Below are 14,243 nucleotides of genomic sequence, written 5' to 3'. Positions count from 1 at the left end.
CACATCCCGCAACCAACCGAAGGAGCATCATGCCCACCCAGACCGTCACCGTCGGCTCAGCCGTCGGCCTGCACGCCCGTCCCGCAGCGATCATCTCCGAGAAGGTCGAGGAGCTCGGAGCCGAGATCACTCTCGCCGTTCCTGGCGGCGAACCGGTCGACGCCGCCTCGTCCCTTCTGATCATGACCCTTGGCGCCGCCAACGGCGACAAGGTCGAGGTCACCGGCGCGGACCAGGCGGCGGTCGACGCCGTCGCAGCGCTCGTCGCGCAGGATCTCGACGCCTGAGGCTGGTGTTTTCCGGCGCGCGGCACCTGTGTCGACGACCGGCCTCCTCCGAGGCGTTGCGGTAGAACCTTTGTCGGCTTGGTCGATCCTCCGGTGATCTGGGTGATCGTCTCGGAGGTTGCCGTCTGGGCGCAGGTCGCGCTCTTCAGTCGCCGTCTCCGGCGCCGTCGATCCCGCCGCCACCGCCTTCGGGACCGAGCGGAATCTCCTTCTCGGCCGCCTGATAGGCGACCGTCTCCTCCAGCGGCACCGAGGGCGGCAGCTTGCTGAAGTCTTCCGGGGGCTGTTTGGTCATCTCTCGAGTATCGCCCCAACTCGGCACTTCGTGGGCCGGAAACCGGTATCGGACGCAGCGGCGGCGATTGCTGCTGCCGGACCGCGACCCCGGACTGTTGCCGGGGTCGCGGCACCCGACGACTCATCGTGGTGTCACTTTCCCTGCCACGCGGCTAGAAGTAGTCACCCAGACGGCTTCATCGAGTGGACCGTCGGTAACCATCTACGCCCCCGATGATGCATCGAAACCCTGTCGAAGTTGAGTCGGCCAGGGTTAGCATGTTCTTGAAGGGGAGTACCTCCATCGCCACGTGTCGTCATCACGGCTTCCGCCCGGTTCTGGGTGCGTCGTCCCCACCACCGCTCACCGACGCCGATGCGAGCAGCACCGAAGCATCCAGATCCGAGCACACGCAGCTGCTGGCATCCGCCGAGGCACAGGCCGTCACGATGGGTGAGGTCTTCGCCTGGGTCGGCCTCGCGGTGTGGGGCGGCGCACTGGTCGCGTTCATGCTCTGCGACCTCGCCCGGACCTACCGGCACCATCATGAGGCCCCGAGCACACCGACCGGCGGCGAACCCGGCGGCGTGACGTCACCTGGTGTCGATCCTCGCGAGCGGTTCGACCGCGACGCCGCCAGTCAGCGTACGAAGGATTCGGGACCCAAGAAGCGGCCCCACACCACGACGGCTGCGAGGGCGAGATAGACCAGGTCTGCCGCCATGTACTTGAGCTCGCGACGCCGGATGCGTGTGACCGCCGCTCCGGCCATGATCATCACCAGGCCAAGCGCCGCGAGGGGCACGAGGATCGGCGCGATGTCGAGCGCGGCGGGCAGCACCAGGCCCACGGCAGCCAGCACCTCGAGGGCTCCGATGGTCTTGATGCTTCGCGCGCTGAAGTCTTCTGCCCATCCGGCGCTCGCCGACATGGAGATGATCTTCTCCTTGGTCAGAAGCAGCTTGCCGCCGCCAGAGAACAGGTAGGCAGCGGCAAGCACTCCGGCAACGATCCACAGAGCCAGGTTCATGAGGAGTATCTCCTTGTAGTCGGTGAGCGATCTCGTACTCGAACCGGACAGGCCATCGGGACCAGCCGGTCGAACAAGAGATGCCGGCGACCCCGATCCTGTGACACCTTGTGACACCTCACTTTCGAAGCACCCCTCATGGCTCAGCCGCGCAGTATGGTTTCGAGTTGGATCCCTTGCCGCCGCCATGTCACAACGCGGGGAATCCTGGCGTCTCGTGGTCGCCACGAGAAACGAGACGTCAGGAGCCACCATGAGCCATCGAGGCGAGCCGGACCCCGCCACCGAGGCATTCCTCACTCACCGCAACCTGCTCTTCACGGTTGCCTACGAGATGCTCGGCATGGCCGCTGACGCCGAAGACGTCCTCCAGGAGACCTGGCTACGTTGGGCCGACGTCGATCTCGGCACGGTGCGGGACCAGCGGGCCTACCTCGTCAAGATCACCACCCGCCAGGCACTCACCCGCCTGCGTACGCTCGGCCGTCGCAAGGAGTCCTACGTGGGCCCGTGGCTGCCTGAACCGCTGCTGACCGCGCCGGACGTGGCCGAGGACATCGAGCTCGCCGACAGCCTGTCGATGGCGATGCTGCTCGTCCTGGAGACACTGGGGCCGACCGAGCGGGCGGTGTTCGTGCTCCGCGAGGTGTTCGACCTCGGCTACGACGAGATCGCCGAGGCCGTCGACAAGACGCCGCCCGCCGTCCGCCAGATCGCCCACCGGGCGCGGTCGCATGTCGCCGCGCGACGGCCGCGCGAGGCCGTCGCCCGCGCCGAGACCCTGGCCGTGTTCGAGGCCTTCCAGCGCGCGATCCAGACAGGCGATCTGCAGAGTCTGGTCGACATCCTCGCGCCCGGCGTCGTCGCCCTGAGCGACGGGGGTGGGATCAAGCAAGCCATGCCACGGCCCATCGTCGGGGCCGAAAAGGTGGCCAACCTGTTCGCTCTCCTCCTGGGCACCGTCGGTGCCGAGCTGTCCGTCGAGCCGGCTCAGATCAACGGCTCCCCCGGCCTCTTCCTACGGCTCGATGGCGTCCTCGACATGGTGGTGGCGGTACGGATCGACGAAGGTCTCGTCACCGGCCTCTACTCCGTACGCAATCCCGAGAAGCTGTCGCACGTGCAGCGCGAGACCGCCGTGAGCCGCTGAGCAGCTTCGGCACCGTCCACCGCGCCTTGCGGAGTGGGTAGATCGACCCATCGCCGCGGCGGACGAATGCGCCGTACGCCCGACGCGGAGCGGCGAGCTGCGGACCTAGCGTCATCGACATGGACACCACACATATCGAGACGATCATCATCGGCGCCGGCCAGGCGGGTCTGGCGACCGGCTACCACTTGCGCCGCCGCGGCCGCCCGTTCATGATCATCGACGCGAACGCGCGGGTCGGTGACAACTGGCGGCGCCAGTGGGACTCGCTCCGCCTCTACTCCCCCGCCAAGTACGACTCTCTCCCGGGTCTCGCGTTCCCGGCGAAGAAGTGGTCCTTCCCTGGAAAGGACGACGTCGCCGACTATCTGGAGACGTACGCCCACACCTTCGACCTGCCGGTGCGGCTCGAGACCCGAGTCAGTGGGCTCGAGCGGGACGGTGACGGCTTCCGGGTGACGACCGACCGCGGCACCTGGACCTGCGACAACGTCGTGGTCGCGACCGGAACCTTCGGCCGGACGCCGAACGTGCCGGCGATCGCCGCGCAGCTCGACCCGTCGATCCTGCAGCTCCACTCCAGCGAGTACCGCCGCCCCGGGCAGCTGCGCGAGGGACCGGTGCTCGTCGTCGGTGCCAGCCACTCCGGCTGCGACATCGCCTTCGAGGTCGCCGAGTCCCGGCCGACGATCCTGGCCGGCCGCGACTGCGGCGAGATCCCGCCGCGCCTGGACTCGCCGGTGATGCACCTGGTCTTCCCCGTCCTGCTCTTCGCATGGCGGCACGTCATCACCCGGCGTACGCCGATCGGCCGCAAGGAGATGCCCGAGGTCCGGCATCACGGCGGGCCGATGCTGCGGGTGAAGCGCTCGGACCTGGCCGACCGCGGCGTCGAGCGAGTCACCTCGAGAGTCGAGGAGATCCGCGACGGGCTGCCCGTGGTCGACGGCACTCCGCGAGAGGTCGCCAACGTCGTGTGGGCCACCGGATTCCGGCAGGCCTTCGACTGGATCCACCTGCCGGTGCTCGACGAGGACGGCTGGCCGCGGGAGATGCGCGGCGTGGTGGCAGAGGCCGACGGGCTGTTCTTCTGCGGCCTCAGCTTCCAGTACGCCTTCAGCTCGATGCTCCTCGCCGGCGCCGGACGGGACGCCGCACTGGTCGCGGACCGGGTCACGGCCCGGATGCGGCAGGTCGCAGGCCACTCGCTGGCCGCCTGATCCGAGTACGCTCTCCTGTGGAGGTGCCTGCCGTGGCCGAGGTCCAGCTGGAGAGCGCCCGTGCCGACTTCGACCGCGGAGACTGGGGCGCGGCGTACGCAGCCTGGTCGATCGCCGACCCGGACGTGCTCTCGGCCGAGGAGCTCGAGGACTTCGCCGTCGCCGCCGAGCTGACCGGCCACCACGACGCCACGGTCACCGCCCTGCAGCTGGCCTTCCGCAGAGGTCAGGACGCCTCCGATCTCGGCCGCTCGGTTCGCTGCGCCTTCCGGATCACGATGACCGCGCACGTCCACGGGGAGAGTGCCCTGGCCCGCGGCTGGACCTCGCGGGCGGAGAGCCTCGTCGCCGACCTCGGCGATGGTGTCGAGCTCGGGTGGGTGGACTTCCTACGGATGTTCCGAGCCCTGAGCTCTGGCGACTTCGCCACGGCCGGCGCCTGTGCCGACAACGTGGCCGATCGCGGTCGGCGCTTCAGTGAACCCGACCTCATCGCGCTGGGGCTCTGCTCCCAGGGCCGGATGGCGCTCTACTCCGGCCGGGTCACAGAGGGACTCGCCCTGCTCGACGAGGCGATGGTCCGGGTGATCGCGGGCGAGGCCTCCCCGGTCGTGGCCGGGCACGTCTACTGCACCGCGATCGAGGGCTGCCAGGAGATCAGCGACTTCGGCCGGGTGGCGGAGTGGACCGCAGCCCTCGACCGCTGGTGTGCCGCCCAGCCCGGGCTGCTGACGTTCACCGGCCAGTGCGCGGTCCACCGCGGCCAACTGCTGCGGCTGCACGGTGAGTGGCAGCAGGCGCTGGAGGAGTTCGAGCACGCGACCCGCCGCTACCAGGAGGTGCACGCGCCGGACGCGGCCGGGCTGGCGGCGTACGAGGCCGGCGAGGTGCTCCGGCTGCGCGGCGACTTCACCGAGGCGGACGCCGCCTACGAGCGCGCGGCCGACCGAGGCTTCGACCCGCAGCCCGGCCTGGCGCTGCTCTGGTCGGCTCGTGGCCAAGGTGCGGCGGCGCTCGCCGCCATCGAGCGGCTGCTGGTGGAGACCGAAGGTCCCGTGCAGCGATGTCGGCTCCTGCCTGCCGCCGTCGAGGTGCTGCTCGCTGCTGGCGAGGGCGACCAGGCCCGGCAGGTCGCGGCCGAGCTGGACGGGCTGGCCGGACACTTCGGCTGCGTCTGGCTCGAGGCCGCGGCTGCCCACGCGCATGGGGCAGTCGAGCTGGCCGCGGGTGACGCCGCCGGCGCCCTCCCCTATCTGCGCAAGGCTCAGCAGCTGTGGGCACGGGCCGAGGCGCCTTACGAGCGGAGCCAGGCGCGGCTGCTGACCGGGCGCGCGCTGGCCGGCGTCGGCGACGCCGAGTCGTCGCGGCGTGAGCTCGAGGCGGCGCGTACGGTCTTCCGCCAGATCGGCGCCCGGCCCGCCGCCGACGACGCTGAGCGCCTGCTCGCCCCCGCGTCGCTGCCCGCCGGCCTCTCCGCCCGCGAGGCCGAGGTTCTCCGCCTGGTCGCCTCCGGCCGCAGCAACGCTCAGATCGCCGCCGACCTGGTCCTCAGCGAGAAGACCGTCGCCCGTCATCTCTCCAACATCTTCACCAAGCTCGACGTCCGTTCCCGCACCGCCGCAACGGCCTTCGCCTTCGAGCACGGCGTGGTCTGAGCGCCAACGTTCTCCCTCACCCCGACCAAAGGAGCCTGATGCCCGCCGTTCACGTACCTGCCGAGTCCTCAGACGGTGACTACGTCCGCACTCCGAGCGGCGTCCTCGTCCCCGCCGAGATCGACGCCTTCCACCGGCACCTCCACCACGTGGCTCCCACCGGTCTGGTCGACCAGACCGGACAGACCTCGGGGATGCGACGACTCGAGGCGGTCAGCGGCAAGACGGTCGGCGCAAAGAGCCTGTGGATGGGCCAGACCCACGTCCCCGCCTCCACCGCCTCGGAAAACCACCACCATGGCGCCTCCGAGACAGCGATCTACGTCGTCTCCGGCAACCCGGTCTTCGTCTTCCTCGACACCGAAGGCGACGAGCCCCGCGAGACCCGTGTCGAGACCGGCCCCGGCGACTATGTCTTCGTGCCCCCGTGGGTCCCTCATCGCGAGGAGAACCCCGACCCCGATACGGAGGCTGTCGTCGTGATCGCCCGCACCACCCAGGAGGCGATCGTCGTGAATCTCGACGGTCTCGACTGGTCCGAGGTCCGCCTCGGCGACGAGAGCGGCTCCTGAGCCGGCACCCGCAACGCCTCCGGCTGGACCCCGAGCTGATCCGCGATCCGCTTGACCGCACCCATCTTTGGGGCCGGATCCTGCAGAGCCTCCACCGCCAAACGCGTGGGCCGCTCCCTCAACTCCAGCGGGTAGTTACGCTGCGCTGCCATCTTCCTCGTTCCTCCAGATCTCGATGTCTCCACCTAACCCGGGGCGCAACAGGATGCGCTTCTGCTCGGGGACAGGAGGTTGCCTGTCTCGTTGAGCCCGACGGGTCCCGGGTACTGGTGGGACATGGAACCGCACAGGACCTTGACCGAGAGGTTTCCGGGAGCCAAGGCTGACAACCCCACCAGCATTCCCTGCCGGGGCTGGAAACAGGTGGCCAGGCGAGTCTGGGAAGAGACCCAGATCGATCAGGTGCCTCTGTTGGCTGCGGGCGTGGCCTTCTGGGGATTCCTCTCCCTGTTCCCGGCAATGATCGCGGCGGTCGCGGTCTACGGACTGGTGGCGGATCCTGCCACCGTGACCCGACAGGCCGAGGTGGTCACCGAGGCGCTCCCCCGGGACGCTGCGTCACTGATCGTGGACCAGATGAAGACGATCAGCGCGGAGTCAAGCGACGCGCTGGGCTTCAGTCTGCTGGTCTCCGTACTGCTGGCCCTGTGGACCGCGTCAGCGGCAGTCACCAACATGATGTCGGCGATCAACATCGCCTACGACGAAGAGGAAACCAGAACGTATCTGCGCCGCAAGGGCATCGCCCTGCTGCTGAGCGTCGCGGCTGTCGTGTTCGTGGTGATCTCGGTCGGCTTCATCGCGGTAGCACCGGTGGTGCTGGACACGCTGGCGCCCAAAGGCGCAACTCGCGGCATGCTCCAGGTCGGGCGCTGGGTCGGGCTGGTCCTCGCCATCCTGGCCGGTACGGCGGTGCTCTACAAGCTCGCTCCCGACCGTGACAACCCGCGGCTCGCGTGGGTGTCTGTCGGCTCGGTCTCCGCAACGGCCGTGTGGCTGCTGGCATCGATCGGCTTCTCACTCTATGTCGACAACTTCGGGCGCTACGGCCGCACGTACGGCGCGCTGGCCGGTGTCGCGATCCTCATGCTGTGGCTGTGGATCACCGCCCTCATCGTCCTGGTGGGCGCCGAGATCAACGCCGAGGCCGAGCAGCAGACGACCCGCGACACGACCGTCGGTGAGCCCCGACCCATGGGGCAGCGCAACGCCGTGAAGGCCGACGCGTGGCCCGACGCCGAGCACCGAGAGCGCAAGCGCACCTAGAGGCTGCCGGCGTTTCGGTACCGGGCTCCGCGGAGAGGGCTGACTGTGTGAGGTCATGGCGGCCTGACCAACGGGTACCGGTGGTCTCGTCCGCCGACGCAGGACGTGTCAACCGACAAGGAAGAAGCGCCATGACCGACCCGCGGACTACCGCCGTGGTGATCACGTACGACCGCAGGGACGAGGCCGACCTGGCGCTGACGCGGCTGGAGGACCTGCCGGAACGGCCGCGCGTAGTCGTAATCGACAACGGCTCCTCCGACGGAACCTCGGCGATGGTTCGGGAGCGGCACCCGGACGCCCACCTCATCTCGCCCGGAGTCAATCTCGGTGCCGTCGGTCGGAACCTCGGGGTCGCCGCTGCGGAGACGCCGTACGTTGCCTTCTGCGACGACGACACGTGGTACGACCCGGGCGCGTTGCGGCTGGCGGCAGACCTCCTGGACCGGCACCCGCGGCTGGCCGTCGTGACCGCGCAGATCCTCGTGGAGCCGGGGAGCAGGCTCGACCCGATCTGCGTGGAGATGGCCGAGAGCCCGCTTACCCGTCCGGAGGGGCTGCCCGGTTCCCCGCTGCTGAGCTTCCTAGCCGGGGTCTCGATCGTTCGGCGCGATGCGTTCGAGGCGGTCGGCGGCTTCTCCACCCGGCTGTGGCTGGGCGGTGAGGAGGAACTGCTCGCCTGCGACCTCGCCCGCAACGGTTGGCACATGGCGTACGTCCCTGAGGTGGTCGCCCACCACCAAGCCTCCGTACTCCGCGCCCCGCACCTCCGCCGGCGACACGGCATCCGGAACACCCTGTGGTTCACCTGGCTCCGCAGGCCACTGCGCAGCGCGCTGCGTCGCACCAGGCGCCTCGTCGTTCGACTGCCTCGCGACCGGGTCACCCTTCTCGCCCTCGGAGAGGCGCTCATCGGGCTGCCGTGGGTCCTGCGCCGCAGGGCGGTGGTGCCGCCGGAGGTCGAGCACGGATACCTGCTCCTCGAGCGGATGCAGCTCGACAGCGAGGCGCGGAACTATGTCTCCTGAGCGATTCCGCCCGCCGTGGGCGCTGGTCGCCGGCTGGTTCAACTTCCTCCACGGAGAGGCGACCGCCGGCGACCAGCTCGCCGGCGATGCGGTCTGGGAGAGGCTGCGGGAATTGGGGATCGACCACGATGCCGCCTTGTCGCCAGGTCTTCGGCGACCTTGCCTCGTCGTCGCGGCGTCGCGGGCCTTCACATGATTTGGACGACGGCCTCCGGGGGCAGGGTCACCGCGGTGCGCACCAAGCCGACGACGATCGCTGGGCCATCATCCGCTCCTGGGGCAGGCCCCACTGGTCCGTCATCGGCGTGTTCATCGCCGCCGGGTCGATGATGCCGACCCGCGCCAGCCAGTCGCGCTCACGCGACTCGGTCTGCATGACCTCAGCGAACTTGTGCCTGGCTGAGCGCGCGGATGAACACCACGCACACGATGTCCCCGGTGCGGGCAGCGCTTCGGGGTTCGGCGGGGCGGGGTGTCTGTGTTCGGCCCGGACGTTCCACGTGGTCACCGAGGAGCCATCGGGCGGCTCGGAACCTCGATCTCTGAATACAAACCCGTCTGAGGCTCGACGGTCACGGTGGTGGCAATCTGAGCGCTGGAATCGACGGTCAACTCCAGTGGTGCGCGGGACCCCTGCACCAGTCGGTCGCTCGATATGACGACGGTGAGCTCGTCGGCCAGACGCACAGGCTCGTCCGGCGCAAGTGGGACGGGGCCGTCGATGAATTCTACCGCGACCGGGATGCCCGACTCGGCTTCGACATCGACATCCAGCAGTCGGTCGTTGACGTCGGCTTCGTTGATCAGGGCGCCGACAAGGACTCCGCGCGACCTCGGTGCCCTATTCGTGGCCACGCATGCACGCCGCTACGCATGTCGAAACGAAGTGCGGCCCAGCGGACGACGCTGAGGCGCTTCGGGTCCGATGTCCAGCCTCGATATGCCCGACGGGCCCTCAGGTTTATCCAACTGAACCGCCGGGTACGGGATCCACATACGCATCGTCAAGACAGAGAGGTGAGAAACCATGGTGGACAATCCAGAGGCAGGGCTCGTCCAGCTCAAGGACACCGACCTGACGCTTGCCAGTGCCAAGGACGACGTCCGCGGCAGCAAGGTGGTAGACCGGAATGGGGACGAGGTAGGCGACGTCGACGGCTTGCTCATCGATGAATCGGAGCGAAGGGTCCGCTTTCTGCAGGTCGGTTCGGGAGGTTTCCTCGGGATCGGTGAGAAGAAGCGGCTGATCCCGGTCGACGCTGTCACGGCTGTCGACAACCGGGTCCACCTGGGCACAAGCCGCGAACATGTCGCCGGTAGCGCCGAGTACGACCCCGACCTCGTGCAGGAGCCGGACTACTACGGTGGCCTCTACGAGTACTACGGGTATGCCCCGTTCTGGGGCGCTGGCTACGTCCGTCCCGGCTACCCCTACCTGTGAGCCCACGCCGGCTTCCAGCCGTGTCACGGGACGGGCCCGTGCCAGCAGACGGGCGCGGGGTGAGGGTGTCGGGGCCGGCATGGTCGTCCTTTGGCAGCCGGTGCTCCACTCCTTGGACCTCGGTATCCACGCGCACAGCAGGTGTTGCTTATCACTGCCGGATCAACAGCTGGCACAGTCCGCCTTCTTCCGGCTGAAGAAGGCGCGCCGAGCCACGACAAGAGGAATCCATGAGAACAGCACGGGAAGTACTCGAGGCACACCTGCGCCGCCGCAAACACGGCGAACTGGAGTCCGACCTCGCGGAAAACTACGCCGCCGACGTCACGCTGCTCTCCGCCGAGGGAGTGAGTCGCGGTCATGACGGTGTCCGCCACCTTGCCGACATCCTCAACAGCTACCTGCCCGAAGGGCATTACAGCTACCAGCAGATCCTCATCGACGGCGAGGTGGGCATGCTGCAGTGGACTGGCACAGGCAAGGACACCGTGATCCACGACGGCGCGGACAGCTACGTTGTCCGCGCCGGCTTGATCCGTGCTCAGACGATCCACTACTCGACCCGTACACGTGACGACACCTTCGACCGGTGAATCAACCGCTGGCAGGCCGGGAGCGATGGTCCACGGCCTGATGTAGGTAGACGTAGCCACGTGAGGCTGCCGCGCCGGCGACGTCGCGGCGACCAGCCAAGTCGTGCTCGACCCGCCGCTTCCGGAATACACCCGACTGGGAGTCGCTCGCTGACTGCGATCGACTGGTGCGGGCGCAGATCCGTGGCAGACAGCCAGCAACAGAACTGGCTCTGACCGGTTTACCCAGGTCAGAGCCAGTTTGTTTCGGTCGGGCTGACAGGATTTGAACCTGCGGCCCCTTGACCCCCAGATCGTGTGTGGACAGAAATCGGCCGTGCATCCGCGTGGAATACGTGCACGATGTGATCCAACGACCCACAAATCAGCCCTCAGCGCGCGGCGTTGGGCCCATCGTGGGCCCAACGATTTCTCCACGCGAGGGCTGCTTGCCGTTCGGTCACTGACTCAGGCTGCTTCGGAACTGTGACGCGTGTCCTCTTGCCAGCTCAGTCACGAATGGGCCGTTGCCCCCTGGCTGAGGAGTCCCTCGTCTGACGACGCCGGGTAATGAGTAGATCCGGGGCCCGCCAACTCCGGGACATGCGAGCCAGAGATGACCTACGCATTCGCGCGCGCCCAACCGTCGCCTCGGTGCTGCAGACGTTCGACGAGCACGGGCTCGTGGGGCGAATCCTTAATCGGATTAGAGCACGCCTTTTGGCGCAAATTCGTCCGCTTTGAAATAAGCTCGCGCGAATTTCGCAATTTTGTCAGCATGCGGCTTGAGGTCTTTCAAGTTCTCCACCCAGTACGCATGCGCCCAATAATCCGTCGCCGCCCTGAGGTCATCCAGTTCGGGGTACTTCTCCGGCAACTGCGGAGCAACCCAAATGAGGACCTTTCCGACCGTTGAGGATATAACTCCTTCGATCTCTGCAAGGTATGCCTCGAGGAGGCTCGCGCACTCACTTGGAAGCAGAGGTTCTTCTAGAATGGATCGAACACGATCAGTGTACTCGACCAGCCCGTCCGGGATCGCAATCATATCCGCAGGAGCGCCCGGCCATTCCGCCTTCCGGCGGGCGCGGGCTTCCTCTTGATTGAGTGGTTCAGACTTAGGGAAAACAACATGGTCATTGGCGACCACGATGCTCTCTGGCTTAACTAGAAAGTTTCGAATTCCCGAGTACGGTCGTGCTTCCTTGTCAATCTCGATCGGAAAGAACGTTTCGGCATACGAATCCAGCAGTCGAATGAAATTGGCCTCAAACAGTTCTTGGAAGTGCGCATCCTCGCGCAGTTTCATTTCGCTTCGCCCGACAAACAGAGCCAAGACCTCGCGCATCCGCTCCAACTGAAGTTTGAATACCTCAGTCCGTAGAGGCTGTAAGATAGTCTTGCTGGCGCGACTAAACGTTAGAACAGTAACTGTGCCAACTACGATCCAGAAGACAATCTGAGCGAGGCCAGAGACGGTGTCCATGTCAAGTTTAGCAACGACCGATAGTAGTGACCTTAGGTGTTCCCTGGCGGACTCCAGCAAGACGCCCTCTTCATTTGAGATCTGCATTCTGACATTCAGCGCCACACAAGATACGACGAACCACCGGCTACCGCACACAGCAACCGCAGCCGTTACCGAAATTCGATGAACTCCCAACTGCGATCGCGACTACAGGAAAGCGCATCGGCGTCACCGGTAGTCTCGGATATGCAGCGGCGGGCATCAGTTCCGGTGATTCGGCGAAGCATGGGCTAGACCACCGATGGCCAACGGACCGTGAGGACGATCGAGTCATCGATTGCCCGCCAGGAGTGTGAAGTCCCGGGGCCGAAAACGACAAAGTCGCCTTCGCGCTTCATCTCTTGGTCACCGTCGGGGAGACGTACGGCGAAGTGGCCGCGGAGGAGCATGACCATGGTCGTGCGGACCTCCTCCTCGGCGACGGTCCACTCGTAACGCTCCTCCTCCGCCTGGTGAGTGCCCCACTTGATCTCGACGTCGGTCGAATGAAGCGGGCTGGTCTCAGGGTCGATGAAGTGGCCGATGAGCCAGCCGCGGCGCTCCGCGCCGTCGTCATACGCGTTGCCAGAGGCGGTCGTCACTGGGTGAATCCAATCTCGAAGTGGGGCAGCGCTACGCGCTCTGGGTGCAGCTCGTGGAGACGTCGGAGGCCGAGGACAAAGGCGAAGAGTCCCTCGTCTGACCACGCCGGGTTGTGTGCGAGAGCCCGCAGACCGCCCTCATCCTGCGACGAAATCAGGGTGATCCGCTCGGACTCCCAGTTGCTCTCGACGCCACCTCCACAACGCTGCCAGAAACCCTCGTCGTGCACCGCAACAAGACACGGAAATTCATAGTTTCCGGTGAGGAGGTTGAAGCCGAAGCCGGTGCACTCCATCGACCAAGCGGTCGGCCCGGCCTCGGTCAGGTAGCGCATCGGCCCGGTGAGGAGATCCGGGTGCATCGGGTCGATCGTGCGGCGTGTGTCGAGGGTGGTGTCGACCTCCGCCTTGCCGAAGAGTTCCTCCTCCAGTTCTCTCGCGAGCGAGGTTCCGATACTGACCTCCCAGCTCGGCTCTGAGGTCGGCTCGTGGAAGCACTTCGGAATCACGGCGAGTCGCCCGGAGGCGTTGAGGACCTTCGCCCCGCGCTCCTGGATCAGCAAGGCGAAATCGGCTGGGCGTGCACCTTGCGCCGGCCGGGCAAACGCCGTCAACGCGAGCGCTCCGCCCATGCAGTTACGCGAGCCAGGCGTGAGCACCGACTCGACTGTCGGCATCATCAGATCGCGCAGCGGGAGAGCCTCTCCCCCGCCCTGTGCGGCCGCGAGCGTCTCGGCTTCGAGGAGGTCCACCGTAAGCGCGTATTGCGCAAACGATCCGGTAGTGAAGGACGTACGCACGCCGCCGGACTGCGACTCCCAGCCGGTCATCCGGTAGAGCTGGCCGTCGACGAAGCGCGTCTCCTGGACCAAGCACTCAGCGAGTCTGGTTTCAGCGGCACGTAGCCAGGCACCCGAGTCAGGCCGAGGCGCGACAGCGGCGGCATGGTCGTACGCGAATCGTGTCGCTGCGTCGTCGGACTGCAGGTCGATCGGGGTGCTGAACCACTCCGTTGCACTAAGAATCGTGAGGTCGATATCCGCGTCGCCGAGCCCGATTCGCATCGGCCGATAATCGCCGAATCCGTCCGCGTAGTACCGGTGCAGGCGCTGCGCCACGGCCGATCGGGCGGTCTCAGCCACACGCCAACGGGACCCGGCGGCCGCGTTCATCCGAGCCGCCGCCGTGAGCACGCTGGCGGCCGCGTCGTCATCGCGGCCACTCTGCAGCCACGCGAGCGCGCTGTGAAGGTTCGCCGCAGCATCCAGTCGGCTCCGCAACTCATCACCGCTACCGGCCACTTTGTCGAGACCGGCCAGCTGGGCGAACCGATCACGCTGTGCGTTGGTCGCGTCCTCTAGGACCGTGTCAAAGATCCGCTGGATCTGCAGCGAGATAGCTCCGTCTCCACCCTTGCGCCACAGCGCGACCGAGCGCGCCGACACCCCGAGCTGCTCGGCGAACTCCTCGTTGGTGAGCCGCAAAGCGGCCCGCAGAGCATCGGCCTCCCGTGACGTCCACTCGATAACGCTCGTCATCGGAACACCGCCCGGTCCTCGGCCGGACGCCAACGGATTGCACTGTGATTGCACAACCGCTTCACGGTGAGAAACGCCTGATCACGGCTGACTAGAGG

16 protein-coding genes are annotated in these 14,243 nt (G+C 66.9%); 10 read left to right on the top strand and 6 right to left on the bottom strand.

The features are described 5' to 3' along the window. Nucleotides 1-29: 29 nt before the first annotated feature. Nucleotides 30-287, top strand: coding sequence for an HPr family phosphocarrier protein (locus ABZZ22_RS20175; protein WP_354934858.1), 258 nt, complete (start codon nt 30-32; stop codon nt 285-287). A gap of 145 nt (nt 288-432) precedes the next feature. On the opposite strand, the gene ABZZ22_RS20170 is transcribed toward ABZZ22_RS20175, so the two are convergent. Beyond that, nucleotides 433-582, bottom strand: coding sequence for a hypothetical protein (locus ABZZ22_RS20170; protein ID WP_354934856.1), 150 nt, complete (start codon nt 580-582; stop codon nt 433-435). 622 nt (nt 583-1,204) lie between these two features. Further along, the gene (locus tag ABZZ22_RS20165; protein WP_354934853.1) at nt 1,205-1,594 is read right to left on the bottom strand and encodes a DoxX family protein; all 390 of its coding nucleotides are present in this window, start codon (nt 1,592-1,594) and stop codon (nt 1,205-1,207) included. A 253-nt stretch (nt 1,595-1,847) separates the two neighbouring features. On the opposite strand from ABZZ22_RS20165, the gene ABZZ22_RS20160 reads away from it, so the two are divergent. From ABZZ22_RS20160 to ABZZ22_RS20130, 7 genes are all read left to right on the top strand, one after another. Further along, nucleotides 1,848-2,744 (top strand): RNA polymerase sigma-70 factor, encoded by an 897-nt coding sequence (locus tag ABZZ22_RS20160; RefSeq protein WP_354934850.1) that lies wholly within the window; start codon nt 1,848-1,850, stop codon nt 2,742-2,744. A 119-nt stretch (nt 2,745-2,863) separates the two neighbouring features. After that, the gene (locus ABZZ22_RS20155) at nt 2,864-3,964 is read left to right on the top strand and encodes an NAD(P)/FAD-dependent oxidoreductase (RefSeq protein ID WP_354934847.1); all 1,101 of its coding nucleotides are present in this window, start codon (nt 2,864-2,866) and stop codon (nt 3,962-3,964) included. 32 nt (nt 3,965-3,996) lie between these two features. Next, nucleotides 3,997-5,619 carry a LuxR C-terminal-related transcriptional regulator gene (locus ABZZ22_RS20150; protein ID WP_354934844.1) on the top strand — a complete coding sequence of 541 codons (1,623 nt, stop codon included), beginning with the start codon at nt 3,997-3,999 and terminating at the stop codon, nt 5,617-5,619. 38 nt (nt 5,620-5,657) lie between these two features. Then, complete coding sequence (locus ABZZ22_RS20145) at nt 5,658-6,191, top strand: cupin domain-containing protein (RefSeq protein WP_354934841.1); 534 nt, start codon at nt 5,658-5,660, stop codon at nt 6,189-6,191. 276 nt (nt 6,192-6,467) lie between these two features. Next, nucleotides 6,468-7,457 carry a YihY/virulence factor BrkB family protein gene (locus ABZZ22_RS20140; protein ID WP_354934838.1) on the top strand — a complete coding sequence of 330 codons (990 nt, stop codon included), beginning with the start codon at nt 6,468-6,470 and terminating at the stop codon, nt 7,455-7,457. A gap of 131 nt (nt 7,458-7,588) precedes the next feature. Next, entirely contained in the window at nt 7,589-8,485 is an 897-nt protein-coding gene (locus tag ABZZ22_RS20135; RefSeq protein ID WP_354934835.1) for a glycosyltransferase, read from the top strand. After that, the gene (locus ABZZ22_RS20130) at nt 8,475-8,681 is read left to right on the top strand and encodes a hypothetical protein (protein WP_354934832.1); all 207 of its coding nucleotides are present in this window, start codon (nt 8,475-8,477) and stop codon (nt 8,679-8,681) included. Before ABZZ22_RS20135 ends, ABZZ22_RS20130 begins: the two co-directional genes overlap by 11 nt. A 27-nt stretch (nt 8,682-8,708) precedes the next feature. Here ABZZ22_RS20130 and ABZZ22_RS20125 read toward each other — a convergent pair whose 3' ends face one another. Next, a complete protein-coding gene (locus ABZZ22_RS20125) occupies nt 8,709-8,861 on the bottom strand; it encodes a hypothetical protein (RefSeq protein WP_354934829.1) in 153 nt (50 codons plus the stop codon). 651 nt (nt 8,862-9,512) lie between these two features. On the opposite strand from ABZZ22_RS20125, the gene ABZZ22_RS20120 reads away from it, so the two are divergent. Together ABZZ22_RS20120 and ABZZ22_RS20115 are read left to right on the top strand one after the other, a co-directional pair. Beyond that, on the top strand, nt 9,513-9,926 hold the full coding sequence (locus ABZZ22_RS20120; protein ID WP_354934826.1) for a PRC-barrel domain-containing protein: 414 nt from the start codon (nt 9,513-9,515) through the stop codon (nt 9,924-9,926). Between the two features lie 230 nt (nt 9,927-10,156). Next, on the top strand, nt 10,157-10,519 hold the full coding sequence (locus tag ABZZ22_RS20115) for a nuclear transport factor 2 family protein (protein ID WP_354934823.1): 363 nt from the start codon (nt 10,157-10,159) through the stop codon (nt 10,517-10,519). A 685-nt stretch (nt 10,520-11,204) separates the two neighbouring features. On the opposite strand, the gene ABZZ22_RS20110 is transcribed toward ABZZ22_RS20115, so the two are convergent. The 3 genes from ABZZ22_RS20110 to ABZZ22_RS20100 form a co-directional block, all read right to left on the bottom strand. After that, nucleotides 11,205-11,984: a hypothetical protein gene (locus ABZZ22_RS20110; RefSeq protein ID WP_354934820.1), complete on the bottom strand. Its 780-nt coding sequence runs from the start codon at nt 11,982-11,984 to the stop codon at nt 11,205-11,207. A gap of 272 nt (nt 11,985-12,256) precedes the next feature. Continuing rightward, complete coding sequence (locus tag ABZZ22_RS20105; protein WP_354934817.1) at nt 12,257-12,607, bottom strand: hypothetical protein; 351 nt, start codon at nt 12,605-12,607, stop codon at nt 12,257-12,259. Next, nucleotides 12,604-14,091, bottom strand: a complete 1,488-nt coding sequence (locus ABZZ22_RS20100) for a hypothetical protein (RefSeq protein ID WP_354934814.1) — start codon at nt 14,089-14,091, stop codon at nt 12,604-12,606. Before ABZZ22_RS20100 ends, ABZZ22_RS20105 begins: the two co-directional genes overlap by 4 nt. Nucleotides 14,092-14,243: the final 152 nt, after the last annotated feature.

Source organism: Nocardioides sp. NPDC006273 (genome assembly GCF_040613495.1).
Lineage (GTDB): Bacteria > Actinomycetota > Actinomycetes > Propionibacteriales > Nocardioidaceae > Nocardioides.
This window is presented reverse-complemented; position numbering and strand designations above follow the sequence as displayed.

Excerpts from the sequence above, each read along its gene's own strand:
- ABZZ22_RS20175 (WP_354934858.1), top strand. The coding sequence starts at position 30 with ATGCCCACCCAGACCGTCACCGTCGGCTCAGCCGTCGGCCTGCACGCC.
- ABZZ22_RS20170 (WP_354934856.1), bottom strand. The coding sequence starts at position 582 with ATGACCAAACAGCCCCCGGAAGACTTCAGCAAGCTGCCGCCCTCGGTG.
- ABZZ22_RS20165 (WP_354934853.1), bottom strand. The coding sequence starts at position 1,594 with ATGAACCTGGCTCTGTGGATCGTTGCCGGAGTGCTTGCCGCTGCCTAC.
- ABZZ22_RS20160 (WP_354934850.1), top strand. The coding sequence starts at position 1,848 with ATGAGCCATCGAGGCGAGCCGGACCCCGCCACCGAGGCATTCCTCACT.
- ABZZ22_RS20155 (WP_354934847.1), top strand. The coding sequence starts at position 2,864 with ATGGACACCACACATATCGAGACGATCATCATCGGCGCCGGCCAGGCG.
- ABZZ22_RS20145 (WP_354934841.1), top strand. The coding sequence starts at position 5,658 with ATGCCCGCCGTTCACGTACCTGCCGAGTCCTCAGACGGTGACTACGTC.
- ABZZ22_RS20140 (WP_354934838.1), top strand. The coding sequence starts at position 6,468 with ATGGAACCGCACAGGACCTTGACCGAGAGGTTTCCGGGAGCCAAGGCT.
- ABZZ22_RS20135 (WP_354934835.1), top strand. The coding sequence starts at position 7,589 with ATGACCGACCCGCGGACTACCGCCGTGGTGATCACGTACGACCGCAGG.
- ABZZ22_RS20130 (WP_354934832.1), top strand. The coding sequence starts at position 8,475 with ATGTCTCCTGAGCGATTCCGCCCGCCGTGGGCGCTGGTCGCCGGCTGG.
- ABZZ22_RS20125 (WP_354934829.1), bottom strand. The coding sequence starts at position 8,861 with ATGCAGACCGAGTCGCGTGAGCGCGACTGGCTGGCGCGGGTCGGCATC.
- ABZZ22_RS20120 (WP_354934826.1), top strand. The coding sequence starts at position 9,513 with ATGGTGGACAATCCAGAGGCAGGGCTCGTCCAGCTCAAGGACACCGAC.
- ABZZ22_RS20115 (WP_354934823.1), top strand. The coding sequence starts at position 10,157 with ATGAGAACAGCACGGGAAGTACTCGAGGCACACCTGCGCCGCCGCAAA.
- ABZZ22_RS20110 (WP_354934820.1), bottom strand. The coding sequence starts at position 11,984 with ATGGACACCGTCTCTGGCCTCGCTCAGATTGTCTTCTGGATCGTAGTT.